The sequence below is a fragment of the Brevundimonas sp. 357 genome (genome assembly GCF_003938605.1).
In the GTDB taxonomy this organism is placed as follows: Bacteria; Pseudomonadota; Alphaproteobacteria; order Caulobacterales; family Caulobacteraceae; genus Brevundimonas.
In genome coordinates this window covers 122733-149648 of record NZ_RHWX01000005.1, presented here as the reverse complement: position 1 = coordinate 149648, position 26916 = coordinate 122733, and the positions used below count along the sequence as shown (strand labels likewise).

Annotated in this window: 31 protein-coding genes; 16 read left to right on the top strand and 15 right to left on the bottom strand. The window is 68.7% G+C overall.

What is annotated here, in order from left to right:
* Window positions 1-9: 9 nt before the first annotated feature.
* Window positions 10-600, top strand: coding sequence for a demethoxyubiquinone hydroxylase family protein (locus EGK63_RS06390; RefSeq protein ID WP_125900450.1), 591 nt, complete (start codon window positions 10-12; stop codon window positions 598-600).
* A 177-nt stretch (window positions 601-777) separates the two neighbouring features.
* Here the strand turns inward: EGK63_RS06390 and EGK63_RS06385 are convergent, their stop codons facing one another.
* Entirely contained in the window at window positions 778-1320 is a 543-nt protein-coding gene (locus EGK63_RS06385) for an FKBP-type peptidyl-prolyl cis-trans isomerase (RefSeq protein WP_125900449.1), read from the bottom strand.
* Complete coding sequence (locus tag EGK63_RS06380; protein ID WP_125900448.1) at window positions 1301-2503, bottom strand: threonine ammonia-lyase; 1203 nt, start codon at window positions 2501-2503, stop codon at window positions 1301-1303. Before EGK63_RS06380 ends, EGK63_RS06385 begins: the two co-directional genes overlap by 20 nt.
* 153 nt (window positions 2504-2656) lie before the next feature.
* Between EGK63_RS06380 and EGK63_RS06375 the strand changes: the two genes are divergently transcribed.
* The 4 genes from EGK63_RS06375 to EGK63_RS06360 all read left to right on the top strand — a co-directional run bounded on the left by EGK63_RS06375 (window position 2657) and on the right by EGK63_RS06360 (window position 6044).
* A complete protein-coding gene (locus EGK63_RS06375; RefSeq protein ID WP_125900447.1) occupies window positions 2657-3193 on the top strand; it encodes a hypothetical protein in 537 nt (178 codons plus the stop codon).
* 101 nt (window positions 3194-3294) lie between these two features.
* Window positions 3295-3525 (top strand): hypothetical protein, encoded by a 231-nt coding sequence (locus EGK63_RS06370; RefSeq protein WP_125900446.1) that lies wholly within the window; start codon window positions 3295-3297, stop codon window positions 3523-3525.
* A gap of 288 nt (window positions 3526-3813) precedes the next feature.
* Window positions 3814-4953 (top strand): ABC transporter substrate-binding protein, encoded by a 1140-nt coding sequence (locus EGK63_RS06365; RefSeq protein ID WP_243637600.1) that lies wholly within the window; start codon window positions 3814-3816, stop codon window positions 4951-4953.
* Window positions 4954-4973: 20 nt separating this feature from the next.
* Window positions 4974-6044 (top strand): YncE family protein, encoded by a 1071-nt coding sequence (locus EGK63_RS06360; protein ID WP_125900444.1) that lies wholly within the window; start codon window positions 4974-4976, stop codon window positions 6042-6044.
* 229 nt (window positions 6045-6273) lie between these two features.
* Here the strand turns inward: EGK63_RS06360 and EGK63_RS06355 are convergent, their stop codons facing one another.
* Together EGK63_RS06355 and EGK63_RS06350 are read right to left on the bottom strand one after the other, a co-directional pair.
* Complete coding sequence (locus EGK63_RS06355) at window positions 6274-7059, bottom strand: ABC transporter ATP-binding protein (protein ID WP_125900443.1); 786 nt, start codon at window positions 7057-7059, stop codon at window positions 6274-6276.
* Window positions 7056-8132 (bottom strand): iron ABC transporter permease, encoded by a 1077-nt coding sequence (locus EGK63_RS06350; RefSeq protein ID WP_243637599.1) that lies wholly within the window; start codon window positions 8130-8132, stop codon window positions 7056-7058. The genes EGK63_RS06355 and EGK63_RS06350 overlap by 4 nt, the downstream gene beginning before the upstream one ends.
* A gap of 60 nt (window positions 8133-8192) precedes the next feature.
* Here EGK63_RS06350 and EGK63_RS06345 point away from each other — a divergent pair, with 60 nt between their 5' ends.
* The 6 genes from EGK63_RS06345 (at window position 8193) to truA (ending at window position 12007) form a co-directional block, all read left to right on the top strand.
* Entirely contained in the window at window positions 8193-8960 is a 768-nt protein-coding gene (locus EGK63_RS06345; RefSeq protein WP_125900441.1) for an alpha/beta hydrolase, read from the top strand.
* An 81-nt stretch (window positions 8961-9041) separates the two neighbouring features.
* Window positions 9042-9446 carry an acyl-CoA thioesterase gene (locus EGK63_RS06340; RefSeq protein ID WP_125900440.1) on the top strand — a complete coding sequence of 135 codons (405 nt, stop codon included), beginning with the start codon at window positions 9042-9044 and terminating at the stop codon, window positions 9444-9446.
* Between the two features lie 73 nt (window positions 9447-9519).
* Window positions 9520-10092 carry a peptide deformylase gene (gene def, locus EGK63_RS06335; protein WP_125900439.1) on the top strand — a complete coding sequence of 191 codons (573 nt, stop codon included), beginning with the start codon at window positions 9520-9522 and terminating at the stop codon, window positions 10090-10092.
* A complete protein-coding gene (locus EGK63_RS06330) occupies window positions 10092-10307 on the top strand; it encodes a hypothetical protein (protein ID WP_125900438.1) in 216 nt (71 codons plus the stop codon). Before def ends, EGK63_RS06330 begins: the two co-directional genes overlap by 1 nt.
* Window positions 10308-10334: 27 nt before the next feature.
* Window positions 10335-11258, top strand: coding sequence for a methionyl-tRNA formyltransferase (gene fmt / locus EGK63_RS06325; RefSeq protein WP_125900437.1), 924 nt, complete (start codon window positions 10335-10337; stop codon window positions 11256-11258).
* The gene (truA, locus tag EGK63_RS06320) at window positions 11258-12007 is read left to right on the top strand and encodes a tRNA pseudouridine(38-40) synthase TruA (RefSeq protein ID WP_125900436.1); all 750 of its coding nucleotides are present in this window, start codon (window positions 11258-11260) and stop codon (window positions 12005-12007) included. The genes fmt and truA overlap by 1 nt, the downstream gene beginning before the upstream one ends.
* A 9-nt stretch (window positions 12008-12016) precedes the next feature.
* Here the strand turns inward: truA and EGK63_RS06315 are convergent, their stop codons facing one another.
* Together EGK63_RS06315 and EGK63_RS06310 are read right to left on the bottom strand one after the other, a co-directional pair.
* On the bottom strand, window positions 12017-12487 hold the full coding sequence (locus EGK63_RS06315; RefSeq protein ID WP_256375761.1) for a YidB family protein: 471 nt from the start codon (window positions 12485-12487) through the stop codon (window positions 12017-12019).
* A gap of 32 nt (window positions 12488-12519) precedes the next feature.
* Complete coding sequence (locus tag EGK63_RS06310; protein ID WP_125900435.1) at window positions 12520-12657, bottom strand: entericidin A/B family lipoprotein; 138 nt, start codon at window positions 12655-12657, stop codon at window positions 12520-12522.
* Window positions 12658-12753: 96 nt separating this feature from the next.
* Here EGK63_RS06310 and EGK63_RS06305 point away from each other — a divergent pair, with 96 nt between their 5' ends.
* The 4 genes from EGK63_RS06305 to rplS all read left to right on the top strand — a co-directional run bounded on the left by EGK63_RS06305 (window position 12754) and on the right by rplS (window position 17570).
* Window positions 12754-14418, top strand: a complete 1665-nt coding sequence (locus EGK63_RS06305) for a thiamine pyrophosphate-binding protein (protein WP_125900434.1) — start codon at window positions 12754-12756, stop codon at window positions 14416-14418.
* Between the two features lie 98 nt (window positions 14419-14516).
* On the top strand, window positions 14517-16355 hold the full coding sequence (locus tag EGK63_RS06300; protein WP_125900433.1) for a DUF885 family protein: 1839 nt from the start codon (window positions 14517-14519) through the stop codon (window positions 16353-16355).
* Window positions 16356-16426: 71 nt separating this feature from the next.
* Entirely contained in the window at window positions 16427-17137 is a 711-nt protein-coding gene (trmD, locus tag EGK63_RS06295) for a tRNA (guanosine(37)-N1)-methyltransferase TrmD (RefSeq protein WP_125900432.1), read from the top strand.
* A gap of 16 nt (window positions 17138-17153) precedes the next feature.
* Window positions 17154-17570: a 50S ribosomal protein L19 gene (rplS, locus tag EGK63_RS06290; RefSeq protein WP_125900431.1), complete on the top strand. Its 417-nt coding sequence runs from the start codon at window positions 17154-17156 to the stop codon at window positions 17568-17570.
* A gap of 154 nt (window positions 17571-17724) precedes the next feature.
* Here rplS and EGK63_RS06285 read toward each other — a convergent pair whose 3' ends face one another.
* The 5 genes from EGK63_RS06285 to EGK63_RS06265 all read right to left on the bottom strand — a co-directional run bounded on the left by EGK63_RS06285 (window position 17725) and on the right by EGK63_RS06265 (window position 21387).
* Window positions 17725-18195, bottom strand: a complete 471-nt coding sequence (locus EGK63_RS06285) for a PA2169 family four-helix-bundle protein (protein ID WP_243637598.1) — start codon at window positions 18193-18195, stop codon at window positions 17725-17727.
* A gap of 59 nt (window positions 18196-18254) precedes the next feature.
* Complete coding sequence (locus EGK63_RS06280) at window positions 18255-19097, bottom strand: tryptophan 2,3-dioxygenase (protein ID WP_003166213.1); 843 nt, start codon at window positions 19095-19097, stop codon at window positions 18255-18257.
* Between the two features lie 58 nt (window positions 19098-19155).
* Window positions 19156-19686, bottom strand: a complete 531-nt coding sequence (locus tag EGK63_RS06275; RefSeq protein ID WP_125900429.1) for a CHAP domain-containing protein — start codon at window positions 19684-19686, stop codon at window positions 19156-19158.
* Between the two features lie 32 nt (window positions 19687-19718).
* Window positions 19719-20852 carry an acyltransferase gene (locus tag EGK63_RS06270; RefSeq protein WP_125900428.1) on the bottom strand — a complete coding sequence of 378 codons (1134 nt, stop codon included), beginning with the start codon at window positions 20850-20852 and terminating at the stop codon, window positions 19719-19721.
* A gap of 82 nt (window positions 20853-20934) precedes the next feature.
* Entirely contained in the window at window positions 20935-21387 is a 453-nt protein-coding gene (locus EGK63_RS06265; RefSeq protein ID WP_125900427.1) for a COG3650 family protein, read from the bottom strand.
* A 96-nt stretch (window positions 21388-21483) separates the two neighbouring features.
* On the opposite strand from EGK63_RS06265, the gene EGK63_RS06260 reads away from it, so the two are divergent.
* Window positions 21484-22632: a DNA cytosine methyltransferase gene (locus EGK63_RS06260; RefSeq protein WP_125900426.1), complete on the top strand. Its 1149-nt coding sequence runs from the start codon at window positions 21484-21486 to the stop codon at window positions 22630-22632.
* Between the two features lie 4 nt (window positions 22633-22636).
* Here EGK63_RS06260 and EGK63_RS06255 read toward each other — a convergent pair whose 3' ends face one another.
* The 4 genes from EGK63_RS06255 to EGK63_RS06240 all read right to left on the bottom strand — a co-directional run bounded on the left by EGK63_RS06255 (window position 22637) and on the right by EGK63_RS06240 (window position 26799).
* Window positions 22637-22945 (bottom strand): hypothetical protein, encoded by a 309-nt coding sequence (locus EGK63_RS06255; protein WP_125900425.1) that lies wholly within the window; start codon window positions 22943-22945, stop codon window positions 22637-22639.
* A gap of 8 nt (window positions 22946-22953) precedes the next feature.
* Complete coding sequence (locus EGK63_RS06250; protein WP_125900424.1) at window positions 22954-23313, bottom strand: YdbL family protein; 360 nt, start codon at window positions 23311-23313, stop codon at window positions 22954-22956.
* Between the two features lie 20 nt (window positions 23314-23333).
* The gene (locus EGK63_RS06245) at window positions 23334-23522 is read right to left on the bottom strand and encodes a YnbE family lipoprotein (protein WP_040346241.1); all 189 of its coding nucleotides are present in this window, start codon (window positions 23520-23522) and stop codon (window positions 23334-23336) included.
* Between the two features lie 88 nt (window positions 23523-23610).
* Entirely contained in the window at window positions 23611-26799 is a 3189-nt protein-coding gene (locus EGK63_RS06240; RefSeq protein WP_243637597.1) for a YdbH domain-containing protein, read from the bottom strand.
* Window positions 26800-26916 lie beyond the last annotated feature (117 nt).

Genomic DNA, 26916 nt, shown 5'->3' with positions numbered 1-26916 from the left:
AGAGGCGTCATGACCCAATCAGCCGAAGCCGTCTCCGCCGCCCGCCGCATCCCCCTGGCTCGCCCCGGCGTGGGTCAGGACAAGGCGCGCCTGGCCGAGATGCTGCGCGTCGACCACGCGGGCGAGTTCGCCGCCGTCCACATCTATCGCGCCCAGCGCGCCGTGCTGGAAGGCCGCAAGGGCAAGGACGCCATCGCCGCCGACCTGACGGAGATGGAGGGGCACGAAGCCGTCCACCTGGCCCGCTTCGAGACCCTGCTGAACGAGAACCGGGTGCGCCCCACGGCCATGATCCCGCTGTGGAAGCTGGCGGCGACGGCCCTGGGCGCGGGCACGGCCCTGATCTCGGAAAAGGCCGCCCACGCCTGCACCGAGGCGGTCGAGAGCGTCATCGAGAAACACTACGCCGATCAGATCGAGGAGATCCGCGACCGCGATCCCGAACTGGCCGCCGAACTGACCAAGTTCCGCGAAGAGGAACTGGCCCACCACGACCACGCCATCGAGCACGGCAGCCGCAAGGCGCCGGCCTATCGCCTGCTCAGCAGCGTCATCAAGGTCGGCTGCAAGGCCGCCATCAAGATCAGCGAACGCATTTAAAGCCCTTCTCCCCTTGTGGGAGAAGGTGGCTCGCGCAGCGAGACGGATGAGGGGTGTCGGCGCGACATTCAGCAAGGATGCGGCGACGGCGTGATCAAACCTTCAGGCCGCCGCGATAACACCCCTCATCCGAGCGCCTCAGGCGCCCACCTTCTCCCACAAGGGGAGAAGGAAAGGTCAGCCCATCGCCGAGCCGACGCCGCGCCCGCCGCCGGGGACCGGCGCAACGTCCAGCAGCTTCAGGCGGAACACCAGCACGGCGTTGCCCGGAATCATCGGCGGGCCGCCCATCTCGCCGTAGCCCAGCTCGGGCGGCAGGAAGAGAATCCACTCGTCGCCGGGCTTCATCAGCTGCAGGGCCTCGGTCCAACCGGGCACCACGCCCTCGGGCGAGAAGACCGCCGGGGCGCCGCGCTTGAACGAGCTGTCGAACACCGTGCCGTCGGTCAGCGTGCCTTCATAATCGACCCTGACCAGGTCGTTGCGATCGGGGCTGACGCCGCCCGCCGGACCAGAGGCCACGACCTTGTACTGCAGGCCGGACGGCAGGGTCTGCACCCCCTCTTCCGAGGCGTTCTTCTTCATGTAGGCGGCTGATTCCGCCGCATTCTTCGCCAGGTCTTCAGGCGCGGCGGCGGGACGGCCGCAAGCGGCGAGAGCCAGAAGGGCGGTCGCGGCCATAGCGGCGCCGAGGGGGCGCTTAGCCCATGCGAAGTTCATAACCCTGGTCCTTCAAGGCGGCGCCGATTTCCTCGGCATGACGGGCGTCGCGGGTCTCGACCATGATGTCGAACTCGGCGCCCTTGGCGGGCACGTCCAGCGCCAGCCGGTTGTGCACCACGTCGATGATGTTGCCGCCCAGCCCGCCGATCACGGCGGCCATGGCCGACAGCATGCCGGGGCGGTCGTCGCCCAGGATGCGATAGACGATCAGCCGCTTCTCGCGGACCATTTCACGGTTCAGCACCACGGCCAGCATGCGGGCGTCGATGTTGCCGCCGGTCAGCTCGACGCCGATCTTCATGCCCTTAAAGCGTTCCGGGTTGGCCAGGATGGCGGCCAGGCCGCCGGCCCCGGCGCCCTCGGCCACCGTCTTCTCCAGCGTCGCCAGCAGGGCCACGCCCTTTTCGAAATCAGCCTCTTCGCAGACGAAGACCTCGTCGATCAGGCTGTCGGCCAGGGCGAAGGGAATCTCGCCCACGGCCTTGATGGCGATGCCCTCGGCGATGGTCTGGCCGCTGCATTTGGCCGGTTCGCCGCGACGGCGCGCCGTGAAGGACGGATAGCGGGCGGCCTCGACGCCGAAGATCTTGATGCCCGGCTTCATCGCCTTGGCGGCGATGGCGCTGCCCGCGATCAGGCCGCCGCCGCCGATGGGGATGATGAGGGCGTCCAGGTCCGGCGCGTCCTCCAGAAACTCCAGGCCGCAGACCCCCTGCCCCGCGACGATGCCCTCGTCGTCGAAGGCCGAGACGAAGACATAGCCATGCTCGGCCTGAAGCCGCTTGGCCTCCTCGGTCGAGGCTGAGAAGTCGAGGCCGTGGATGACCACATCAGCGCCGTGGGCGCGGGTGCCGTCCACCTTCACGAAGGGGGTGCCCTCGGGCATGACGATGGTCACGGGCACGCCCAGACGGCCGCCGTGATAGGCTAGGGCCTGGGCGTGGTTGCCCGCCGAGGCGGCGACGACGCCGCGCTTCATCTCGTCCGGCGTCAGCTGCAGCAACCGGTTCAGGGCGCCGCGCTCCTTGAAGCTGCCGGTGAAATGCAGATTGTCGAACTTGATCCAGATCTCCGCCCCGGTCAGCTGCGACAAGCGGCGGGAATAGCGGACGGGCGTGCGGTCGACCTGGCCGGCGATACGTTGTTGCGCCGCCCGGATGTCGTCGATGGTGACGGTCATGAAATCCCTGAATTCACTTCGGCCGGCCTCTGTCGTCCGGTCTCCGACGCCTCTTGTGGAGCAGGCCGCGACGCCGGGCAACCTTGACTCGCCCCTGCGACGGGGGTCATGCCGAAACTCGCCTGATCCGAGAAAGCCGGGAGCCGACCCACGATGACCGACCGCCCCTCGAACGCGCGCCGTTCGCGCCTGACCGCCCTGGCCGCCGCAGCGGCCGCCGGCCTGACCCTGGCCGCCTGCGCCACAACGCCGATGGGCGGCGGAACGAGCGGCCCGGCCGAGTTCAGCGCCGACGACTTCACCTGGTCGACGCGCTCCGGCCAAGCCTCGATCAACGGCCGCGTCGCCTTCGCCCAGGACGGCCGCAGCTTCAACTGCGTCGGCAATGTGGGCCTGATCCCCGACACCCCCTACACCCGCGCCCGGATGCAGCGCCTGTACGGCTCGACCGACCGCGCCGCCGTGCCCGCCGCCGTAGTGCGCGCCCGCTCGGCAGGAGAACAGGGCGCCGACTACCGCTCGTTCGAGCGCGCCGAAGCGTGCGCCGACGGCGCCTTCAGCTTCAGCGGTCTGCCGGACGGCAGCTGGTTCCTGATCTCTCCGGTCAAGGCGGGAGACGACATCATGGTGGTGATGCGCCGGGTCCAGACGCGCGGCGGTCGAGCGATCAACGTCAACCTTGGCAGTTGACTTCGCTGTAGTTTTGTAGAAGCCGAGCGCCGTTCGCCATCCTTTGGCCTCATGTGGCCGCTCTCTGAACGGTCCGTCACAGGACAGTCGAGAGCGTATTCTTGTCTCAGCATAACATCGTGGGCTCCGAGGCCTTCAGCAATCAGCCCTATGTGCTGGTCCGCAACGTCAGGCCGGGAGGGTTTCGCCGCCGTCGTTCGCGCGCCGTGACGGCCTATGTCGTCGTAGCGGTTCTGGCCCTGTCGGCCGGCGCCGCCGTGGCGGCCTTCGCCATGGGGCCCTTCATGGTGCAGGAACCGCCTGCGGCGCTGCAGGCCACGCCCGCCGCCTAACCTCTTTTCGATGCCCCCGGGCGTCTTTCGTCAGCTTGTCCGATACACCGCGCTTGCAAGTGCGAGTGATTATTACTACCCACCATCCTCACGATCTGAGGACGGAGCGACCAGCTTGAAGACCGGCGCCGCAAGCATATTGGCCTCGTTCGCGGCCACCCGCGTCCTTGCGACGCATCCCTGCCTCCGTCTGAAAAGCAAGACGCCGCATGCCGTCGATTGCGGCTTCCAAAGCGATGGGCGTCGCTATTGGATGGGCATGAGCTGGGACTTGTGAGGATGGGGCTGATGGCCGATTTCAACCTGGGACGTCGGGCCCTGCTGCTGGGCGCCGCCGCCCTGATGGCGACCGGGGCCGCCGCCTGCACGCGCCGGGACCAGGCCGCACCGACCTCCCTGCTGACCGACCTGCGCGACCGGCCGCTGGCGATCACCCCGCCGGTGACGAAGCTGTCGATCGACGACAGCCGCTTCCTGATCGCCCTGTCGCTGATCCATCCCGATCCGGTCAGCCTGCTGGCCGCATGGGCGGGTGACGTGAACCGCCTCAGCCCGGACATCTACGCCGCCTATCTTGAGAAAACCCCGGCGCTGGCGACCCTGCCCAAGACGCCGAGTTCGGCCGCCGCCTTCAACGTCGAGGCGGTGCTGGGCGCCCAGCCGCAGGTGGCCCTGGTGTCGCTGGATTCCGGCCCGACCGACGCCCAGACGGCCCAACTGGAGCAGGCGGGCGTGCGCGTCGCCTATATCGACTTCTTCCAGCACCCGTTCCAGAACCAGCCGCGCAGCCTGAGCCTGCTGGGGTTTATGATCGGCCGCGAGGAACAGGCCGAGGCCTACAACGCCTTCCGCGCCGCCCGGCTGAAGGTCATCTCCGACCGCGTGACCGGACTGAAGGACGCGCAGAAGCCGACGGTCTTCCTGGAGGCTCACGCGGGCAACGGACCGGACTGCTGCAACTCGGTCGGGGCCGGGAACATCGGCGACTATCTGACCTTCGTCGGCGCCCGCAACATCGGCGCCGAGGTGCTGAAACAGCCGTCAGGCAAGCTGAACCTGGAGTTCGTGGTCGAGCGCGATCCGGACATCTACATCGCCACCGGCGGCCCGCATCTGGAAAAGACCGGCGGCTTCGTCGTCGGCCCGAAATATGACGTCGAGACCTCGCGCGCCTCGCTGCGCCGCGTGGCCGGGCGACGCGGCCTGTCGACCCTGAAGGCGGTGCGCGAGGGCAAGGTGCACGGCCTGTCGCACCAGCTGATCAACTCGCCCATCGACATCGTCGTCACCGAGGTTCTGGCCAAGTGGATCCAGCCCGAACTGTTCGCCGATCTGGACCCGCGCGCGACGCTGGACACGATCAACAAGGACTTCCTGGCCGTCCCCTATCGCGGGGACTACTGGACCGATCTGGTCCCGGCCGCCTGATTTCATCCCGGAGAACCGTCATGATCACCCTTCGCAACGGCATTCTGACCGCCGCCGCCTTCGCCGCCCTGGCGATGGCCTCAACCGCCTCGGCCCAGACCATCGAGAAGACCGTCAAGGTCGCCCCCGGAGGCCTGTACGAGATCGTCTTCAACCCGGCCGACAACGACCTCTATGTCGCCGCCGTCGGCCCGCGCGGCGCCAACCAGGCCCAGATCGTCCGCCTGCAGGGCCAGACACTGGCGCCGGAATCCTCGGTCGACGTCTCGGCCAACCCGCTCTACGGCCTGAACCTGAACACCCGCACCCAGGTGCTGTACGGCACCGACACCCGTTCGGGCGTGATCACGGCCATCAACGCCCGCACGGGCGCGGTGATCGCCGCCATCCGCAACGGCGACGAAGAAGGCGCCCACGTCCGCCAGGTCGTCGTCGATGAGGCGAACAACAAGGTCTATGTCAGCGTCGTCGGCGGCGAGGCGGGCGACGCCTCCAAGCCGAACCTGATCTGGGTCATCGACGGCGCGACCAACACGGTCGAACGCACCATCACCGCCACGGTCGGCGGCCTGACCGGCGCGGCGCTCGATCCCTCGACCAACCGCCTCTACGTCACGGGCATGAGCAGCAATGAAGTCGCGGCCATCGACCTGGCCACCGGCGAGACGGTCGGCAAGTGGCCGTCGCACGGCGACTCGACCATCAACGTCGCCGTCGATTCCGAAGGCCGCCGCCTGTTCGTCGCCAATCAGAAGTCGGGCGAGCTGACGGTTCTGAACGCCGACACCGGCGCCCTGATCCACAAGGTCGCCACCGGCGCGGGCGCCCTGAGCGTCGCCTACAACGGCGCGGTCAAGCAGATCTACGTCGCCAACCGTCAGGCGGGCACGGTGACGGTGCTGGATTCGGACACCTATGCGGTGAAGGCGAACCTGCAGACGGGCACCTTCCCCCAGACCATCGCCATCGACCGCGCGACCAACGCCGTCTACGTCTCGAACAAGGCCCGCGGCCTGCCGCGCGGCGCCCCGGCCGGCACGCCGGTCCCGGTCGACCCGACCGGCGACGTGGTGACGCTGATCCGTCCGTAAAGACGCTTGTCGCCCTCGCCTGTTGGGAGAGGGCTTGAGCGCGCGGCGGCGTAGCCGTCGCTCTTGCGCGAAAGGGTGAGGGTTCCCGGTTGAAGTCAGCGCAAGCTGACCGCCATGCAATTGCGACGGCTTACGCCGACTGACAGGACAGAACCCTCACCCTTTCGCCTGTTCCAATCGCCTCCGGCTCTTGGAGGCTCAAGCCCTCTCCCATCGGGAGAGGGAAGCCCTAGCTCAGCACGTCGTCGATCATGACCTGCAGCACCCCGCGATCGCAGCGTTGAACGCGGGCCGAGACGCGGTAGACCTCGGCCAGAATGGCAGGCGTCACCGCCTCGTCCGGCGTTCCGAAAGCGACCAACCGCCCCTTGGCCATGACGGCGATCCGGTCGGACACCCGCGCCGCCGCCTGCAGGTCGTGCAGGACGATCATCACCGTCATGCCCCGCTCTGCCGCCGCCTCGCGCGCCAGGTCCAGCACCCGCAACTGATAGTGCAGGTCCAGCGCGCTGGTCGGCTCGTCCAGCAGCAGCAGGCGCGGTTCGCGCGCCAGGGCCTGGGCCAGGCCCGCCAACTGCTTCTGACCGCCCGACAGCCGGTCCAGACGCTGCCCGGCCAGAGTCTCGGCGCCGATGCGCTGCAGCACCTCATAGGCGCGCTCGACGGCCTGCCTGTCGGTGAAGCCGGCGCCGCCCAGAGGCGTAGCGCGGATCGAGGCCACCACGGTCTCCAGCACCGTCAAGGCCACGCCCTGCGGCAGAGTCTGGGGCATGTAGGTGACGCGCTTGGCCCGATCGGCCAGCGACAGTCCGGTCAGCTCGGTCTCGTCCAGCCGGATCACGCCCTTGGCCGGGATCAGACCCGCCAGGGCCCGCAGGAAGGTGCTCTTGCCCGCGCCGTTCGGGCCGACCACGGACACTACCTCGCCGGGGCTGAGCGGCGGCAGGCTGAGGCCCTTGACGATGGGGCGACCGCCGTAATCGGCGCTGAGGTTCTGGATATCCAGCCCGGTCATGCGCGTCCCCCGTTGCGGAAGATCAGCACCAGGAAGACCGGCACCCCGATCACGGCGGTGACGATGCCGACCGGCATCAACACGCCCGGCACGATGATCTTCGACGCCGCCGAGGCCAGCGACATGATGACGGCCCCGGATAGGATGCTGGCCGGCAGGAAGAAGCGGTGATCCTCGCCCACCAGCAGGCGGGCGATGTGCGGTCCGACCAGACCGATGAAGCCGATGGCGCCGACGAAGGCCACGGCCGTCGCCGACAACAGGCTGACCCGTAACAGAGACAGGAAACGCAGGCGCTTCACGTCCACGCCGAAGCTCATGGCCCGATCCTCGCCGAGGCGCAGCGCCGTCAGGCCGCGCGAGGACAGCAGGGAGAAGGGCGCGACCGCCGCCAGCACCACGCCCAGGGCCGCGACATTGCCCCAGGTGGCGCGCGACAGCGACCCCATGGTCCAGAACACCAGCTGCTGCAGCGCCTCGGCCGACGACAGGAACTGCACCAGGGCCGTCAGGGCGTTGAAGGCGAAGACCAGGGCGATGCCGAACAGGACGATGTTCTCGACCCCCGAGCCCTTCATCCGCGCCAGGGCCTGAAGCGCCAGCACCGAGCCGAAGGCGAAGACGAAGGCGTTCAGCGGCACCAGCCAGTCGGCGCCGATGAAGCCGGCCCCCACGCCCAGCACGATGGCCAGCGACGCGCCGAACGAGGCGGCAGACGACACCCCAAGGGTGAAGGGGCTCGCCAGGGGATTGTTCAGCACCGTCTGCATCTCGGCGCCCGCCAGAGCCAGGGCGGCGCCGACCATCATCGCCATCAGGGCGTAGGGCAGGCGCACCTGCCAGACGATGGCCTGCTGGGCCGTGGACAGGCTGGACGGGTCGAACACGCCCTGAAGCACGGCCAGCGGCGAGATCGAGGACGGCCCCGTCACCACGTCCAGCAGCAGGCTGCACAAGGCCAGAACCGCCAGCCCGCCGATGGCCAGGAACCGCAGCCGCACGTCGCGCCCATAGGCCGCGACCGCATCGGGCGTCGCGCTGGACGCGGTAGGGTCTAGACTCGCCAACAGCACACTCCATTCAGCGACTGCGTCGCAATACATCTCAGGGCCGAGATGGGCTAGGGTGAAGCCATGGATTCCGCCTCTTGCGTCTTTTCGCCCTCCGCGCCGCCCCTGTCCGGCGGGTGCCGCGCCCTGAGTCTGTCCGCCGACGGCGACGCCCCGGGCCTGAACCTGTGGCTGAGCGCGCCCGAGGGCGAGCCGCCCGCTCAGGGCTGGCCCCTGCTCATCGTGCTGGAGGGCGAGGCCTATTTCACCGCCGCCGCCGAGGCCGCGCGTCGCCTGGCCCGCCGCGCGCAGAAGACGCGCGTGGGGCCGATGATGGTGCTGGGCGTCGCCTTGGCGCCCGACGCCGAACGTCTGGGCGCCTTCGCCTTCGTTTCCGGCGCCGACAAGGGCGGGCGAACCATGGAGGCGCGCGGGCCCGACCTGCTGCGCCGACTGGTCGCAGGCGTCCTGCCGCTGGCGATCCGGTATGGAGCCGATCCGGCGCGCGCCGCCCTGATGGGCCACTCGATGTCCGGCCAGTTCGTATTGGAGGCGCGCGCCCGCTCGGTCCCCTTCGCCCGCTTCGCCGCCGTCAGCCCGTCGATCTGGTGGAACCCCGCCGTCATCGAAACCCAGCCGCCACAGCGCCGCAGAGACCTGTTCCTGGCCGTCGGCGCCGAAGAAGAGGCTCCCGGCCTGCCCGGCCCGCATTTGGCGCGACGCATGGTCTCCAACCTGCGCGATCTGGCGGCGACCACCGGCGCGCCCCTGACCATATTGGCCGACGAGGACCACGGGTCGGCTCCGTTCGCCAGCTTGCCCGCCATCCTGCGTTTCGTCGCGCGTCCCTGAAAGAAGCCGCAACGAACTTGCGACCAGACGGCCAAGGGCGCATGAAATCCACCCTCCCCTTTGCCTGATCGAGAAATCGCCGTGCCTGACGACAAGCCCATCGCCACCCTGCCTGAAGGCCAGCCTGTCGGCCGCGTCATCGCCATGCCCGCCGACACCAACCCCGAAGGCGACATCTTCGGCGGCTGGCTGCTGGCGCAGATGGACTTGGCCGGGGCGACCCCGGCGTTCGAGCGTGCGGGCGGCCGCTGCGCCACCGTGGCCCTGGACGGCATGGTCTTCCACCAGCCGGTGTCGGTCGGCGACGAGGTGTCGATCTACGCCAAGATCATCCGCACGGGCCGCACGTCGATCCGCGTCCATGTCGAGGCGTGGAAGCGCGCCCGCGGCCAGGCCGAGGCCCAGTCGGTCCGCGTGACTGAGGGCGTCTTCACCTATGTGGCCATCGACCAGGACCGCAAGCCGCGCGAAGTGCCGCCCGCCTGAAGCCGGCCGAGAAGTCCGAGCGCCACGGTCGGAAATTCTTGACGTTCGGGGGCGGCGGCCCTACCTCCCCCGCATGGCCATTCGTCGTATCCTGACTATCGATAACGCCGCCGACCTGGCGATCCTGAAGACCGTCGCCGCGCCCGTCGAGGGCGGCGTCACCGACGCCGTGCGCGCCCTGATGGATGATATGCTGGAGACGATGTACGACGCGCCGGGCATCGGCCTGGCCGCGCCGCAGGTCGGCGAGCTGACCCGCGTGGTCGTCATGGACCTGGGCGACAAGCCGGTCGAGGGCGCTTCTGACGATCCGCAGACCGAGGAAGAGGCGCTGGAGCGCCGCAACCCGCGCTTCTTCGTCAACCCGGAAATCCTGTGGTCGTCCGAGGAGATGTTCTCCTATGAGGAAGGCTGCCTGTCGATCCCGACCTATTACGATGCGGTCGAGCGTCCGGCGCGCGTGCGCGTGCGCTACATGAACTATCAGGGCGAGACGATTGAAGAAGAGATCGAGGGCCTGTACGCCGTCTGCTTCCAGCACGAGCTGGACCACCTGAACGGCGTCCTGTTCATCGACCACCTGTCGCGCCTGCGTCGCGACCGAGCGGTCTCCAAGGTCAAGAAACACGCGAGGATGGCCGCCTGATGGCTCGCAAGACCCGCATCATTGATCAACGCGGTCGCCGCCGCCTGACCCGCAACGAGAAGGTCGGCGTCGCCAGCATCGCGACCCTGCTGGCCGTCGCCGCTGTCGGCGTGGTGGCGGGCGTGGTCATCGACCGCCTGCTCGATTTCGACGACGCGCTCGACGCAGGCGGCGAATGGGACGAAGGCGGCGGCGTCTATACCCGCTGGATGTAATCGGCCTCACGGTCTAAAGGCCTGCCCATGCGCCTAGCCTTCATGGGAACCCCCGACTTCGCCGTGCCGTCCCTGGCCGAGCTGATCGCCTCGGGGCACGAGATCGTCGCCGTCTATTCGCAACCGCCGCGCCCCAAGGGCCGGGGTCAGAAGCTGACGCCGTCGCCGGTTCACGCCTTCGCCGAGGCCATGGGCCTGCCGGTCTTCACACCCGACAGCATGAAGGCGCAGGAGGCCATCGACGTCTTCAAGAGCTTGGACCTCGACGCCGCCTGCGTCGTCGCCTACGGCCAGATCCTGAAACCGGAAGTGCTGGAGGCGCCGCGTCTGGGCTGCTTCAACCTGCACGGTTCGCTGCTGCCGCGCTGGCGCGGGGCCGCCCCGATCCAGCGCGCCATCATGGCCGGGGACCGCCAGACCGGCGCCCAGATCATGCGGATGAGCGAGGGTCTGGACGAAGGCGCCGTCATCCTGTCGGAGCTGATGGACATCCACGCCGACGACACCGCGGCCTCTCTGGGCGACCGCATGGCTCACGTCGGCGCCGCCCTGTGGCCCCGCGCCCTGGCCGCCATCGAACGCGGCGGCTTCACCGAGACGCAGCAAGCCGGCGAGCCGACCTATGCGAAGAAGATCACTTCGGCCGAAGCCCGCATCGACTGGACCCGCCCGGCCGCCGAGGTGGACGCCCACATCCGCGGCCTGTCTCCCTTCCCCGGCGCCTGGTTCGAGGTCCAGGTCGACGGCGAGCCGGTGCGCATCAAGGCCCTGATGTCGGTTCTGGCCGAAGGACAAGGGACACCCGGTCAGGTGCTGGACGACGCCCTGACGATCGCTTGCGGAACCGGCGCTGTGCGCCTGGCCCGCGTCCAGCGCCCCGGCAAGGCGGCGCAGGCGGCGCAAGAGATGCTGCGTGGCTATCCCATCTCCGCTGGAACCGTGCTGGGCTGATGCCCCGGTATCGTTTCTCTGTCGAATATGACGGCTCGGCCTACAACGGCTTTCAGGCTCAGCCCGGCCAGCCGACCGTGCAGGGCGCCATCGAGACGGCGATCACCGCCTTCAGCGGCCAAGCCGTGCGGATCGCCGCCGCCGGGCGCACGGACACAGGCGTCCACGCCACGGGCCAGACCTGCCATGTCGATCTGGAGCGCGACTGGCCCGCGCGCACGGTGATGAACGCGCTGAACGCCCATCTGATGAATGAGGCGGTGGCGGTGCTGGACTGCACGCCGGTCAGCGACGACTGGCACGCCCGCTTCACCGCCAATGGACGCAAATACCTGTATCGCATCCTCAACCGGCCCGGCCGCCCGGCGCTGGACCGAGGCCGGGTCTGGCACGTCAAGAAGCCGCTGGACGCCGAGGCCATGCACGCGGCGGCGCAGGCCCTGATCGGCCTGCACGACTTCACCACCTTCCGCGACGCCGCCTGCCAGGCGGCCAGTCCGGTCAAGACGCTGGACGTGGCCCGCGTCGCCAGAGTCGGCGAAGAGGTGCATCTGGTGTTCGAGGCGCGCAGCTTCCTGCATCGCCAGGTGCGCTCGATGGCGGGCAGCATCGCCGAGGTCGGCCTGGGCCGCTGGCGCCCCGCCGACCTGGCCGATGCGCTCGAAGCCAGGGACCGCGCGCGGTGCGGCCCGGTGGCGCCGTCAGACGGGCTTTATCTGACGGGCGTCACCTATGAGGCCGAGGCCTAGCGCCAAGCCTTAACGCTTGAACAGACCGCCCAGCGCGCCGCCGAGGCCGCCCGGCAGATTGTCCAGCAGGCCGCCCAGCATGTCGTCCGCGCCGTCGGCGTTGCCGCCCGGCGTCAGGCGATCGACGGCTTCCGGCAGCAGACCCGCCAGGGTCTCGCTGGCCTGTTCCGGCGAAATGCCCAGCTTCTGGGCGAAGTCGGCGATCGGGCCCGAGCCGATGACGGCGGCGATCTGTTCCGGCGAGATCGCGGCGTTGCCGCCCTTGCCGATCCACGAGGCCGCCACGTCGCCCAAGCCGTTCTGGCCGAACTTTTCGGCCAGGCCCGCCACGCCGCCCTGCCCCTTGAGCAGGTCGGCCAGACCGCCGGCGGCGTCATCGCCGAGGCCGCCCAGGATATTGTCCAGAAGTCCCATCTCAATTCCTCCGATTGCCGCGTCAGAATGACGGACTTCGTCTGTGGATTTGTGGCGAAAACGCAAAACAAGGCAACGCCGCCGCGTCGCCGTCAGTTTCAGCTCTTGGCGCGCTCCGAGCCCGAGGTGACGGCCTGGCCGACCGCCGAGACGTCGCGGCCCACGCCGGCGACCGTGTTGCAGGCGGCGGTGGTCAGGGCGGCGGCGATGACGCTGAGAACGATGAACTTGCGCATGATGAAATCCCCGTGGATCGATTTGACGCTTCAACGTGAAGCTTGACCATAAGGTTGCATGGCCAATTCATCCTTCAATCTGCTAACGGCGAAAGCATGACGCAAGCTTCCGGAACCGCCGCCCGCCGTTTGGTCGAAACCCTGGTGATGAACGGGGTCGACAAGGTCTTCTGCGTGCCCGGCGAGAGTTATCTCGCCGTGCTCGACGCCCTGGCTGACGTCCAGGACAAGATCGAGGTCATCGTCTGCCGCCACGAGGCCGGCGCCGCCAACATGGCCGAGGCCTACGGCAAGCTGACCGGCCGCCCCGGCGTCTGCATGGTCACGCGCGGGCCGGGCGCGACCCACGCCAGCATCGGCGTGCATACGGCGCATCAGGATTCGACGCCGATGATCCTGTTCGTCGGCCAAATCGCCCTGACCGACCGCGGCCGGGGCGCCTTCCAGGAGGTCGACTACCGCGAAGTGTTCGGCGGCCTAGCCAAATGGGCGACCGAGATCGAGAGCCCGGAGCGCACGGTGGAAGTCGTCGAACGCGCCTTCGCCACGGCCCAGCAGGGCCGCATGGGCCCGGTGGTCGTCGCCCTGCCCGAGAACATCCTGCACGAGGACGGCGGCCCCTCGCCGATCCGTCCCGTCATCCTGGCCAAGGCCGCGCTGGACCCGGCCTTCGTCGAACAGGTGCGCGAGCGCCTGTCGCGCGCCGAACGCCCCATGCTGATCCTGGGCGGTTCGGGTTGGACCGATGAGGCGACCGACGCGATCTCCGGCTGGGCCGAACGCCTGGGCCTACCGGTCGCCCTGTCCTTCCGTCGCAAGGATCTGATCCGCAACGACCACCCCGGCTATGCCGGCGACCTCGGCCTGGGGCCAAACCCCAAGCTGGTGGCGCGGGTCAAGGACGCCGATCTGCTGCTGGTGATCGGCGCGCGCATGGGCGAGAATCCGACCCAGGGCTACACCCTGCTGGACCGCACCCGGACGGCCGAAACCCTGATCCACATCCATCCGGGGCCCGAAGAGCTGGGCCGCGTCTGGGCGCCCGCCCTGTCGGCGGCGGCGGACAATTCGCTGGCGGCCCAGGCCCTGTCGACCATCGATCCGGGCCGCGTCTGGACCGAACAGGGCGCGACGGCCCATGCCGACTTCCTCGCCTTCTCCTCGCCCATCGAGGTCAAGAGCGCGGTCAATATGAGCGAAGTCATCGCCCATCTGGCGCAGGCCCTGCCCGAGGACGCCATCCTGACAAACGGCGCAGGGAACTTCGCCGCCTGGCTGCACCGCTTCCACCGCCATCAGGCCCGCCGCACCCAGCTGGCCCCGACCTCGGGCGCCATGGGTTACGGCTATCCGGCGGCGCTGGGGGCCAAGGCGGTCCATCCGTCGCGCGAAGTGGTCTGCATCGCCGGCGACGGCGACTTCATGATGAGCGCCAATGAGATGGCCACCGCCGCCCAGTACGGGCTGGGCGTCATTGTCGTGGTCGTGGACAATGGAACCTTCGGCACCATCCGCATGCACCAGGAGCGGGAATACCCGACCCGCGTCATCGCCACGGAGCTGAAGAACCCCGACTTCGTGAAGTTCGCCGAGGCCTTCGGCGCCTTCGCCGTGCGTTGCGAGACGACCGGCGACTTCCCGGCGGCCCTGGCGGCGGCGCGCGAGGCGGCGGCGAGCGGTCGTCCCGCCCTGGTCCACCTGATCACCGACGCCGAACAGATCGCGCCGGGCCGGACAATCACCGACCTGCGCGGCGGCTGACCCTCTCCCGGCGGGAGAGGGTGACCCCTTCCCGGCTTGCGCCCGGCCACGCTTCGCGAAAGAGTGCCGCCCTTATTGTACCGAGGGGGGTCTTTCTCATGCGTCGTCTTCTGATTTCATCCGCCGCCGTGCTGGCGCTCTGCGCCGCCGCGCCCGCCGCCATGGCCGAGGGGGCCGCGCCGGCCGCAGCAACCGTTCAGGCCCAGAACGAGGACGCCCGGCTCAACGCCTTCTTCGAACAGGCCTTCGAGGCGCGCGTGGCCCTCAGCCCTCAGCGCATGACCTCGCTGGGCCGCAAGACCGACTATGACAAGCTGGACGACGTCTCCGACGCCGCCGCCGAACGCTCGCTGGCCCTGCAGGAAGCCCAGTTGGCGCAGATGAAGGCCCAGTTCGACCCGACCAAGCTGAGCGAGCAGAGCCGCCTGTCCTGGCGCCTGTTCGAACACGGGGTGCAGCAGGCCCGCCTGTCGAACCAGTGGCGCGACTGGGGCTTCCAGTTCGCCGCCAACGGCAACCCGACCACCAGCCTGCCGGTCTTCCTGATCAACAACCACCGCATCGGCAGCGTTTCGGACGCCGAGGCCTATATCGCCCGCCTGAACGCCGCCGAGCGCTACATGGGCCAGGTGGCCGACACCCTGACGGCGCGCGCCGGCAAGGGCGTGGTCTCGCCGCGCTTCGTGTTCGAGCCCTCGATCGACAACACCCGCGCGGTGATCGCCGGCGCCCCGTTCGACGGCGGCGCCGACAACCCGGTCTGGGCCGACTTCCAGAAGAAGATCGCCGCCCTGGACGCCGATCAGGCGACCAAGGACCGCCTGCTGGCCTCGGCCCGCACGGCCCTGACCGGCCCCTACAAGCGCGGCTTCGACACGGTGCTGACCGCCTTGGGCCAGGTGCAGACCCAGGCCGACAGCGACGCGGGCGTGTGGCGCCTGCCGCAGGGCGAGGCCTATTACAACGCGCGCCTGCAGCTCTCGACCACCACCGACCTGACCGCCGACCAGATCCACCAGATCGGCCTGGACGAAGTCGCCCGCATCCAGCGCGACATGGAGACGATCAAGACCCAGGTCGGCTTCACCGGCACGCTGCAGGACTTCTTCGCCTTCCTGAAGACCGATCCGCAGTTCCAGTATCCGAACACGCCGGAGGGCAAGGAAGCCTATCTGACCGACGCCCGCGCCTTCGTGGCCCAGGTCATGGCCGTGGCGCCGCAGTGGTTCTCCAACCTGCCCAAGGCCCCGCTGGAGGTCCGTGCGGTCGAACCCTTCCGCGAAGCGACCGCCTCGATCGCCTTCTACAACTCGCCCGCGCCCGACGGCTCGCGCCCCGGGATCTACTACGTCAACCTGTCGGACATGACCCAGGTGCTGAAGCCCCAGATCGAGGGCATCAGCTATCACGAGGGCGCGCCGGGCCACCACTTCCAGATCGCCTATGCGCAGGAGATGGAGCACCTGCCCAGCTTCCGCCGCTTCGGCGGCTACGGCGCCTATTCCGAAGGCTGGGGCCTGTATTCCGAACGCCTGGGCAAGGAGATGGGCTTCTATCAGGATCCCTATTCCGACTTCGGCCGCCTCTCGACCGAGCTGTGGCGCGCGGTGCGTCTGGTGACCGACACCGGCCTGCACGCCAAGCGCTGGAGCCGCGAGCAGGCGATGGACTACTTCCGCCACAACTCCCTGCTGTCCGAGCGCGACATCCAGAAGGAGGTCGAGCGCTACATCACCAACCCCGGCCAGGCGACCAGCTACAAGATCGGCGAGCTGAAGATCGAGGAGCTGCGCGCCAAGGCCGAGACGGCGCTGGGCGACCGCTTCGACATCAAGGACTTCCACACCGTGGTCCTGGGCTCGGGCGCCGTGCCGCTGGACGTTCTGGGCGACCTGGTCGACGCCTGGATCGCCAAGGGCGGCGGCGCGCCGGTCTGACCTGCTTCCCTCTCCCACCGGGAGAGGGTCGACAGTGTGGATTCCGCGTTTCTGGTGTATGAGCCGCCGCCATGCCCTTTACCGCCACCGTCCTGACCATGTTCCCCGAGGCCTTTCCCGGACCGCTGGGGGTGTCGCTGATCGGCACCGCCTGGCGCGAGAAGGGGCTGTGGGATTTGCAGACGCTGGACATTCGCGCGTTTTCCGAAGATAAGCGCGGCTTCCTGGACGACACCCCTGCGGGTGGCGGTCCCGGTCAGGTGCTTAAAGCGGACGTGGTGGCCAGGGCTCTCGACAGCCTGGAAGGCCCATCCCGGCCGCTTTTGTACATGAGCGCACGCGGCAGACCCCTGACGCAGGCGCGGGTTACGGAATGGGCCAAGGCCGACGGCATCGTCGTCCTGTGCGGCCGTTTCGAGGGGGTGGATCAGCGGGTGCTCGACGCCCGCGGGTTCGAGGAGGTCTCCGTCGGGGACGCGGTGCTCGCCGGCGGCGAGGCGGCGGCCATGGTGGCGATCGAGGCGTGCGTCCGGTTGGTTCCGGGGGTTCTGGGTGCGGCGGAAAGCCTGTCCACCGAGAGCTTCGAGGACGACCTGCTTGAGCATCCGCAGTACACTAGGCCGCGGACGTTCGAGGGCCACGACATCCCGGAAGTCCTGTTGTCAGGCGATCACAAGAAGATCGCCAAATGGCGTCAGGAACAAAGGGAAACGACCACGCGGGAGCGGCGCCCGGATCTCTGGGAGCGGCATCTCGCCAACTTACAGCTAAAGAGCAAATAAGCTCCGGAGAGACACTATGAACATCGTCCAGCAGCTCGCTGCCGAAGAAAAAGCCCGTCTGCTCGAAGGCAAGACCATCCCCGACTTCCAGCCGGGCGACACCCTGCGCGTCAACGTGCGCATCAAGGAAGGCGAGCGCGAACGCATCCAGGCGTTCGAAGGCGTCTGCATCGCCCGTGACGGCGGCGGCGTCAACGAGACCTTCACGGTCCGCAAGATTTCGTTCGGTGAAGGCGTGGAGCGTCGCTTCCCGATCCTGTCGCCGAACGTCGAGTCCATCGAAGTGAAGCGCCGCGGCGTCGTTCGTCGCGCCAAGCTGTATTACCTGCGCGACCGTCGCGGCAAGTCGGCCCGTATCGCCGAGCGCCAAACGGCCCGCAAGGTCGCCGTCCCCGCCACCGGCACGGCCGAGAAGGCCGGCGACGAGGCCTGATTTCAGGCTTCGGCTTCGCGCTGAAGATCAAGAGCCCCGGCGGAAACGCCGGGGCTTTTTTGTTGGGAAATCTATAAGTGCGCTATCGCTCGCCGCGCGGCGGCTCGCTGCTTGAGCGCCCTTTCCCTCCCCTTCAAGAGGAGGGAGAGACACGCTAGCTTCCCGCAGCGCCCCCTCGAACATCGAGGCTGTGCTTCAAGGCGCTGAGCTGGTCGTGGCCGGCGCGGACTTCGCCATAGGCGCGGCGGACGGTCTCCTTGGTCGTGGCCGACAGCTCGCTGTCGGCCAACGCCCGCTCGAAACGCGCCTTCAACTGGTCCTCGCCGCCCTCGACCGTGTCGATCACCGAAGCGTCGTTGCGCAGCAAAGCGTGCTTCACGTCCATGAAGGCGCGCTGCGCCTTGGCCAGGATCGAGCCGTCCTCCTCGGGCGATCCGCCGCGTTCACGCACGGCCGCCTTGAACTCTTCGGCCAACCGACGGCGCTCGGCCGCTCGCGCCTCGAACCAGGTGCGATAGGCGGCGTCGGCGGTTTCGACCGCCGCTTCATGATAGCCGTCGGCGCTGTCGATCAGCCCCTCGACCAAACCGTTGAGGACCTTGATGTCGTGGCTGTTGCCGGCCATCGGAAACCTCCGTTGCTGCTCAAGAGAGAAACCCCTGCCAGCGGCGAAGGTTTCCAGCGTTACAGCTTGGTGCGCAGAGACCACAGCTCGGGGAAGCAGCGACGCTTCAGCGTCTCGACCAGATAGCCGACGCCGTCGGTGCCGCCCGTGCCCTGACGACGGCCGATGATGCGCTCGACCGTGACCACATGCTTGTGCCGCCACGTCAGCAGGGCGTCGTCCAGATCGACCAGCTTTTCGGCCAATTGGTACAGGGGCCACCAGCGTTCGGTGTCGCGATAGACCTCCAGCCAGGCGGCCTCGACGCCCTCGTTCGCCTCATAGGACTGGCTGACGTCGCGGTTGAGCACGGCCTCCGGCACCGGCAGGCCCGCCTTGGCCAGTTGACGCAGGGCGTCGTCGTAGAGGCTGGGCGCCTCCAGGGCCGCCTGCAGCGCCGCATGGGCGTCCGGGCGTTCGGCGTGGAAGCGCAGGAAGCGCGGATCCTTCAGACCCAGCATGGTCTCCAGACGACGGAACTGGTCGCTCTGGAAGCCCGAACTGGCGCCCAGGTCGCCGCGAAACTTCAGATAGTCGGCGGGCGTCATGGTGGCCAGGATGTCCCAGCTCTGGGTCATCACCGACTGGATGCGGCTGACGCGGGCCAAGCTCTTGTAGGCGGGCACCAGATCACCCGCGCGCACCAGCGTCTGCGCCAGCGCCACCTCGTGCAGGATCTGCTTGAGCCACAGTTCCTTGGTCTGGTGGATGATGACGAACAGCATCTCGTCGTGCTGGTCGGAGCGCGGCTTCTGGGCGGACAGGATGTCGTCGAGCGCCAGATAGCCGGCGTAGGTCACGCCCTGCGGCTCATGCTTGGCCGTTTCGATAGCGTGTCCGCGAATGTCGTTTGCTTCGGTCATACGTCAGCTATCGCCCGATCAGCCGAGCGGGACCAGACCCTTTTTCGACGCGAGAAGCCTAGTTGGCGGCGCGGTCTTCGGCGGCGGCGTTGGCGGCCATCTGACGGCCGTTGGCGAAGGCGTCGCGGGCGTTGTTGTAGATGAAGCCGTAGGTCGGATAGACGGTCGTGCCCAGATCGTTGATCGGGTTGTACCAGACCTTCACCCGGCTCCAGTCGCCCGAGGACGAGACGTCGACGACGGTGACGTTTTCTTCGACCTTGCCGCGGCTGCCGCCCCAGTTGGCGTGGGTGACGCGGATCACGCGGTCGGTGAGGACGTCGGAGACGACGGCGACGTGGCCGGCGCTCATGCGGCCGTGGGGCTGGAACACCAGCACCGAGCCGGTCTCAGGCGCGTCGCCGGTGCGGAACTTGCTGACGGCCTGACGCCACCAGGTCCAGGCGTCGCCGAAGATCTGAATGCCCGAGAACATGCGCGCGAAGGTCACGCACTGCCAGTAGGGATCGCCGGCCTGAGCCGGGGTCGTGGTGAAGGCGAAAAAGCCTAGGCTTGCCGCAAGGGCGGCGGCTGTGAGCCGTTTCATCATCTGGCGTGCTCCCGACTGAACGCGGACAAGCCTTAGACGATAGGGTCAGAATGTTGAAGAACTGTTTCCGACTGTTTCCCCGGCTGATCCACAGATGATCGCCGCCTCGCCGCCCATCCGCGCAGGAAACGACGAGCCGGGCGCTCGATCAGTTGATGAACAATCGCGGCCGCGACAATCAAGCCCGCGATGATCGCCAGCCACAATACGAGAGGAAGCTGCTTGTCTTCCGCTCCGGTCAGGCGCGCCGCGACATTGACCGCCAGGATCTGCCACGGGGCGCACAGCATATAGACCGCATAGCTGATCTCGCCGAGATAGACTGCGGGCGCGGAGCCCAGCACGCCCGCCTTGTTCGCCGGAATGCTGGCCAGGGCCAGGATCAGCAGGCCGCCGGACAGGACGGTGATCCCGTCCCAGCTCATCAGCGAGGCGCTGAGCGCCGTCACGACCGCCGCCGCCAGAGCCAGCAGACCCGCGCGCGGCAAGGGCGCCCGGCGATAGACCAGGTAGAGGGCGCAGCCGTAGGCGAAGCAGGGCACGATCCGCAGCGCCCCCCACTTGAACGTCGCCTCGGTCAGGCGATAGCCGGCGACGCGCTCAAACCCGACGTAGAGGGCGACCAGCAGCAGGGCGGCCGCCCCCGTCGCCAGCCATGGTCGGTTCCGCAACTTCCACGCTGCGGCGGCGAAGACGGGGAAGGTCAGATAGGCGAACCACTCGGCCGAGATCGACCAGGACGGGTGGTTCCATCCCGCCTCGCCGGCGAAGCCCCAGGCGTGGACCATCAGCAGGTTGGGCAGCAGCGTCTTCCAGCTGAGGATGCCGGCGTCGATCGCCATGCCCGCCGCCGTCGCCGCCAACCCCAGGGCCATGACGCCGAACAGGGTGAACAGGTGGAGCGGATAGACCCGCGCGATGCGCGCCCACAGGAAGCCCTTGTAGTCGAAGCGCTTCTCACCGAACGCCTGCAGATAGACGTGGCTGAGGATGAAGCCCGACAGGACGAAGAAGAGCTCGACCCCCAGGTAGCCCTTGGCGGCCAGGGCGGGCATGCCGCCGACCGCCAGGTTGGGCCACATCAGATAGACCACGACCCACAGGGCCGCGAGGAACCTGAGCGAAGTCAGGGGACGGATGTCGATCGGCGTCGCTACGGGCGTCATGGGACCATCCTGGCCTGTGAACCGACCGGGGACAGCCCGGCCGCATAACAGCGCTCAATGCAAGCCGGGCGCCAGCTTCGCCTTATTCTACGCGGCCGCTCTCCCCGGCCCTCTCGATGGCGGCCGTGGCGGCGGCGCACCCGGTCAGGGTCTCATCGCCGATCTCGACCTTGGCGGTCAGGGGATAGGTGCGGTCGCTCATGCCGTCCGAGCAGTCCGTCGCCGTCAGGATGACGGTCAGATCCGTCCCGGCCTCGGTCTTGGTGCTCCAGCTGGCGACCGTGCCCTGCAGGCTCGGGCCGGGGTTGGCGGCCTTCTGCTCGGCCCGGTCGACGCCGGAATAGGTCAGGCCGTCCGGCTTGATCTCCACCGCCCAGAAGGGCTCGGTTCCCAGCACCCGCACCGGCTGGTCCAGATCGACGCCCGCCAGGGCGCGCGGCTCGGCCTTGACGGGCTCAGACGCCTTTTCAGCGGGCTGCGAGCAGGCGGCCAAGGCCAGGCAGAGGGCGGCGGCGGAGAGGAGGGCGACGCGCATGGCGGTCCTTTCTGGAAATTCGCGGCCAAAGTCCCGGTTTGCCTTCTCCCCGTCAAGACAGGCGCCAAAGCGGCTCGCCTGGGTTAATGTCCCCTCATGCCGATTCGTCATGACCCCGCAGCAAACGCAGGCGCCCCCTTCACGGCCTGCGAGTTCTTCGCGGGCGGCGGACTAGCGGGATTGGGACTGACAGGCTTCCGCACCATCCTGGCCAATGACATCGACGCGGCCAAGGCCCGCGCCTTTCGCGCCAACCATCCCGAGACCTCGCTGATCCACGCCGACGTCTGGGCGATGACGCCGGATCAGGTTCCAGGCGCGCCTGACCTGTGCTGGGCGTCGTCGCCGTGTCAGGACGTCAGCCTGGCGGGCGCGCGCGGCGGGCTGAAGGCCCAGCGCTCGGGCGCCTTCTGGGGCTTCTGGAAGCTGATGCAGGGTCTGGACGCCGAAGGCCGCGCCCCGCCCATCATCGTGCTGGAGAACGTCGTCGGCCTGCTGACCTCGGGCGAGGGCCAGGATTTCGCCGCCGTGTGCGGGGCCATGGCCGAGGCCGGCTATACGGTCGGCGCCCTGGAGATCGACGCCGGGCTGTGGCTGCCCCAGTCGCGGCCGCGCCTGTTCATCGTCGCCATGCGGGGTGTCGAGGGGCCGCGCCTGCCCGCCCCGGTCCAGCCCTTCCATTCCTCGCGCCTGATCGCCGCCTGGGAGCGCCTGCCCGAAGCGGCGAAGGCGAACTGGGCCTGGTGGCGGCTGGCCGTTCCGCCGCGCCGCAACCTGGATCTGGCGGCCGTGCTGGAGGCCGAGGCGCCCTGTTTCAGCGAAGCGGAGACGCAGACCCTGCTGACAATGCTGTCGCCGCTGCACCGAGCGCGGCTGGAGACGCTCAAAGCCTCAGGAGAGCGGCGCGTCGGCGCAGCCTTCCGCCGGGTGCGAACCAAGGACGGAAAAAAGCTGCAACGGCTGGAGATGCGCTTCGACGGTCTAGCCGGATGCCTGCGCACGCCGTCAGGCGGTTCATCGCGCCAGTACGTCGTGATCGTCGACGGCGGCCGCGTCGCCATGCGTCGACTGACCGGGCGCGAGGCCGCGCGGCTGATGGGGGTCGCCGACGCCTATCGCCTGCCCGCCAGCGAAAGCGCGGCGCTGAAGCTGATGGGCGACGCCGTGGCCGTGCCGGTGGTGGACGCCCTGGCGCGCGGCCTGTTCCTGCCCGCCCTCTCCGGCCAGGCGGAAGCCGCCGCCTGAAGCCTTAATAGTAGAGGTCGTCGTCCTTGCGGTCCTCGGCGCTCTCGATGCCGGGGTCGAAGCTATTGTCGACCTGATCGTCCCAGCCGTCGCGATCAGAGCGGAAGGCCAGGGCCATCAGTCCCCAAGCCAGGCCGACCGTGCCCAGCACGCCCAGCCCCATGGCGATCCAGCCGTGCAGGCTCATCTCGCCCCCGCCGATCAGACGCCAATAGGCCGCCAGCCCAAGCGTGCTGACGGCCGATATGGCGACGGCGAGAACCAGCGACCGCAGAAGCCGGACAAGTCGCCCGCTCCTGAAGGTCGCCTTCATGGCTCAGCTCAGCGCTGGACCCACTGGCCCTGGGCGTTCTTGTACCACTGGCCCGAGCTGATGCGCGGCAGCAGCTGGGTCTCGAACATCCGGGCGCCGGCCACTTCGGCCGAGGTGCCGGCGTCGGCGGCGCTGCGGGCGTAGGCCTGGCGACGACCGGCGTTGGTCGCGCTGATGGCGGCCTGGGTGTCGGCGTTCACCGAGGTGCGCACGCCGACGTAGCCGTCGGCTTGCTCACCGGCCGCGCCGGCGGCCTTGGCCTGATCGACCAGGGCCTTTTGCGAGGCGGTCTGAGCCACGGCGGCACCGGCGGCGACGCCCAGAGCAGCGACAGCGGCCACGGCCACGAAGAGTTTGCGGTAAGTCATGTCAAAGCCCCCTTTCACATTCAGAACAGGTTGGGGTTTTCGCGGAGCAGGTTCTGCAGTTCCTGGTCCAGCTTGATGCGGATGTCGGCGTCGAGCTTGGCATAGATCTGCAGCGGCTCGCTGAACTTGATGTTCACCGTAGGCGCGCATGCGGCCAGGCTGACGGCGCCGAGGCCGAGCATGGCGACGATCTGACGCTTGCTGATCATGAGGCCGGTCTCCGAAGGCGGCGTTGGAAGTCACCGCCATTAAACGCAGCGGCGTGTGAATGGGTTCTGAACAAAGCGCAGCCGTGACTCAAGGCGTTTCATCCGTCGTCAGCACGGGCGTCTCCCCGCGACGCGCATATTCCAGCAGATCCGAGATGATCTGGTTGGCGTTCCAGGTCGTGTCCAGCGTCAGGTCGATCGGCGTATCCGACGGCAGATTCAGCTTCTTGGTCATGAAGTCGCGGCGGATCAGTTCCAAGAAGGTCAGGCGAAGCTGTTCGCGCTCGGGCGGATCGTGGCGGCCGTTGATGCGGAAGCGGACGCCCAGACGCCCCTGATCCAGGCTGTTGACCTCGGCGGTCAGGTCGCTGATCGCCAGATCCTGCATGGCCTGATAGGCCAGATCCTGCATGGCGTTAGGCGGGACGCCCGCCTCGCCCCCGCCGCCGGCGGCCAGGTCGTCGAACACCTGAGGCTCGATCGACAGACGGCCGGGCCGCACCCCGTTCAGCACCCCGCCGACAATGCGCCAGCCGTCCTTGGGATCATAGGTGAAAGGCAGCCGCCCCGACACCACGGCGTCGAACTCGGCCTTGTCCTGAAGATTGGCGCTCTTCAGCAATTCGTTCAGTTGTACGCCTTCGACCACGACCACCCCGCCCCAGCCTTCGCCCGGCGTCAGCGGCAGGGACAGGGGCTCGACGCTGATGCGCCCGCCCGCCGCCTGAATCTGGCCGCCGCCGATGGTCAGGGCCTTCTCGTCCAGGCCGAAGGACAGCTGAAGATCGGTCAGCGGCGTCACCGTCTGCACCCGATCGGCGGTCAGTTTCTGGTCCGGGGCGGTGATCAGCGGCGTCAGGCTGGTGAATTCCACCCGCCCCTTCAGCCCCTGGACCTTGCCCGCCGGGCTGGTGAAATCCAGCTCCGGCACGATCAGGACGCCCGAACTGGTCGCCCCCTCGGCCGCCCAGTCGAAACGCCCCTCGAACCCGGCCGAACCTTCGACCGGCGACTTCACATAGTCGGCCACGAGCGGGCTGAGGTCGTCCGGCTGAAGCCCATGCTCGGTGAAGGCCAGGCTGGGCGCCGAGATCACCGCCCCGCCCGCTTCAGCCTGAACGTCGTGGCGCACCTCGACGCGGCCGATGGCGTGCTCCAGTCGGCTGAGATCAAATCCGGCGGTCCAGACGTCGCCCGCCAGCCGCGCCTCGCCCTTGGCCTGAAGCGGCAGGAAGCGGACCGGATCGGCCGTATCCGCGACCTGGGCCTTGCTGACGCCCACCCGCATCGACAGCCCCTTGGCCGCGCCGTCGACGACCAGATCGCCCTCGGCGCCGGAGATTCCGATCTCGAAGACGGGCGCCGTCGCCGCCACATCGGCCAGACGCGCCTGAGCGCGCCAGGCGCCGTTCCGGGCGGCGAACAGGGGCGCCGACGTCGGGCACACGCGGCCGGACACGGCCTCGACCGAGTTCTCGCCCAGGTCGAGCTTGTCCAGCGTCACCGCAATGCAATCGCTTGCCGTATAGGTCAGGCGCCCGCCCGCCGAGGCCAGTTCGCCCTGGGTGCTGAAGGCGATCCCGCGCGCCGGGCCGAAGTCCAGGGCCGCCTGCCCCTTCAGCTTCGCCGCGAAGCCGCCCGGCGTCAGCCGCCATTCAACGCCGTCAAAGCGCGCCTCGGGCAGGCCGCCGCCGCGCTTGGACGCCACGCTGAAAGCCCCGCGCGTCGCTCCGTCCGCCGTCAGGGACAGAACCGGCCCCGTCGCCGCCGACAGTCTCAGCTCGCCGCCGTTGGCCGGGCGGGCGGTGATCGGCCGCAGCAGGGTCAGCTCGACCCCGGCGTTGTCGCTGACCAGCCGCACCTGGGGCGCATCCACGGCGAAGGCGCCCAGCGCCCGCTTCAACTCGGCCAGTTCCGGAAGATCGCCGGCCAGCGGCGCGCCCAGCACCGGCGCCGAAACCCGATCGGCCCCCAGCGCGCCGGTCGCGCTGATCCGCGTGATGGAGTCCCGCACCAGATCGAAGTCCAGGCGGCCGCGCGCGCCGCTGAGGGCCACATCGCCGGTCGCCAGCCGCTGCGCGCTCAGGGTCGCCGGACCCCGCACCTCGAAGGCGCCGCCCCTGCCGCCCGCCTCGATCGCGCTTGAAGCGACGACCGCCTGGGTCAGGCGGGCCTCGCCCAACCGACCCGACGCCGCCGTCAGCCGCAGGGGCGAGGCCGCGCGCCACTTCATCTCCTGGCCTTCCGTCCCGCCCGACGTCGACAGGGTCACGCGGCTGAGGTCCAGCGCCGCCTGGCGAACCTCCATCCCCTCGCCCTGAAGCCGGTCCGCCGTCGCCGCCGTCTTGGCCTCGCCCTTGAGGCTATAGGCGTTGAGCCAGCCTTCGACCGCCCCGGCGAATTCCATCGTCGCCGCCGCCTGACGCGCCGTCGTCCCGGCGCTGGCCAGTTCATCCGCCGTCAATCGCGCGGTCAGGCCGACCCGGCCGTCGCCGCGCCGGGTCTTCATGTCCGGGTAGGGCAGATCGCCGCTGAGGCTCAAGGCCGCCCCCTGCCCGCCGAAGCCCGCAGCAACGAAGCGCTCGGCCTGGGCGTCCAGCTTCACCGCCGTACGGTCGCCCACGGTCGTCACCTCGATGACGCCGGCCAGGCCGCGCGCCTCGGTATCGCCGCTCTTGAGCGAGGCGGCGGGCATCCGACCCGACAGCCGCATCAGCTTGCCGTCGTCGATCCGCGCGTCCGCCAGCAGGCGCAACGGACCGTATTCGGTGTCGAGGCGCGCCTGGCCGCCTTCGACGATGACCAGGGGCGCGCGGGAATCCGGCTTGGGCGGCTTGCCGGTGAACTCCTCAACCAGGGGATCAAGGCTGCCCAGCGACAGCTCGCCGTTCTTCCACGTCGCGCGCACGATCGGGCGGACCAGACGGACGCGGCTGGGCGTCACCCCCAGCCCGGCCTTCGACCACGGCAGCCCCACGGCGTAGTCGACCTCGACCCGCTCGACCTTGAAGTCGGGGTTCTTGGGATCGCCGATGGAGACCTTGCCGACAAAGCCGTTGAGCTCCAGCCGTTCGACCTCGACATCGGCGTCGATGCCCTTGCGGTCCAGCCAGCCGACCAGCAGCTCCCGCGCCGCCGCCCGGCGGTTCAGATACAACGTCGCCGCCAGGATCAGCAGAACCATCAGCGCCACGCCCGCCCCCTTCAGAAGGGCGATCGAAGCAGTGCGTTTGCGTGTCTGCGCGCGCGGCGGGGAAGGATCGGCGTCTTCGGTCAAGGTCGCGGAACGATCTTCGTTTAGTGGTTGAGGGCGACAACGCCACAAAATGCGCCACGATGACAGTCGTTGCAGCACGACAACTATACCGTGTCCATGTCGCCACTACAGGACCAC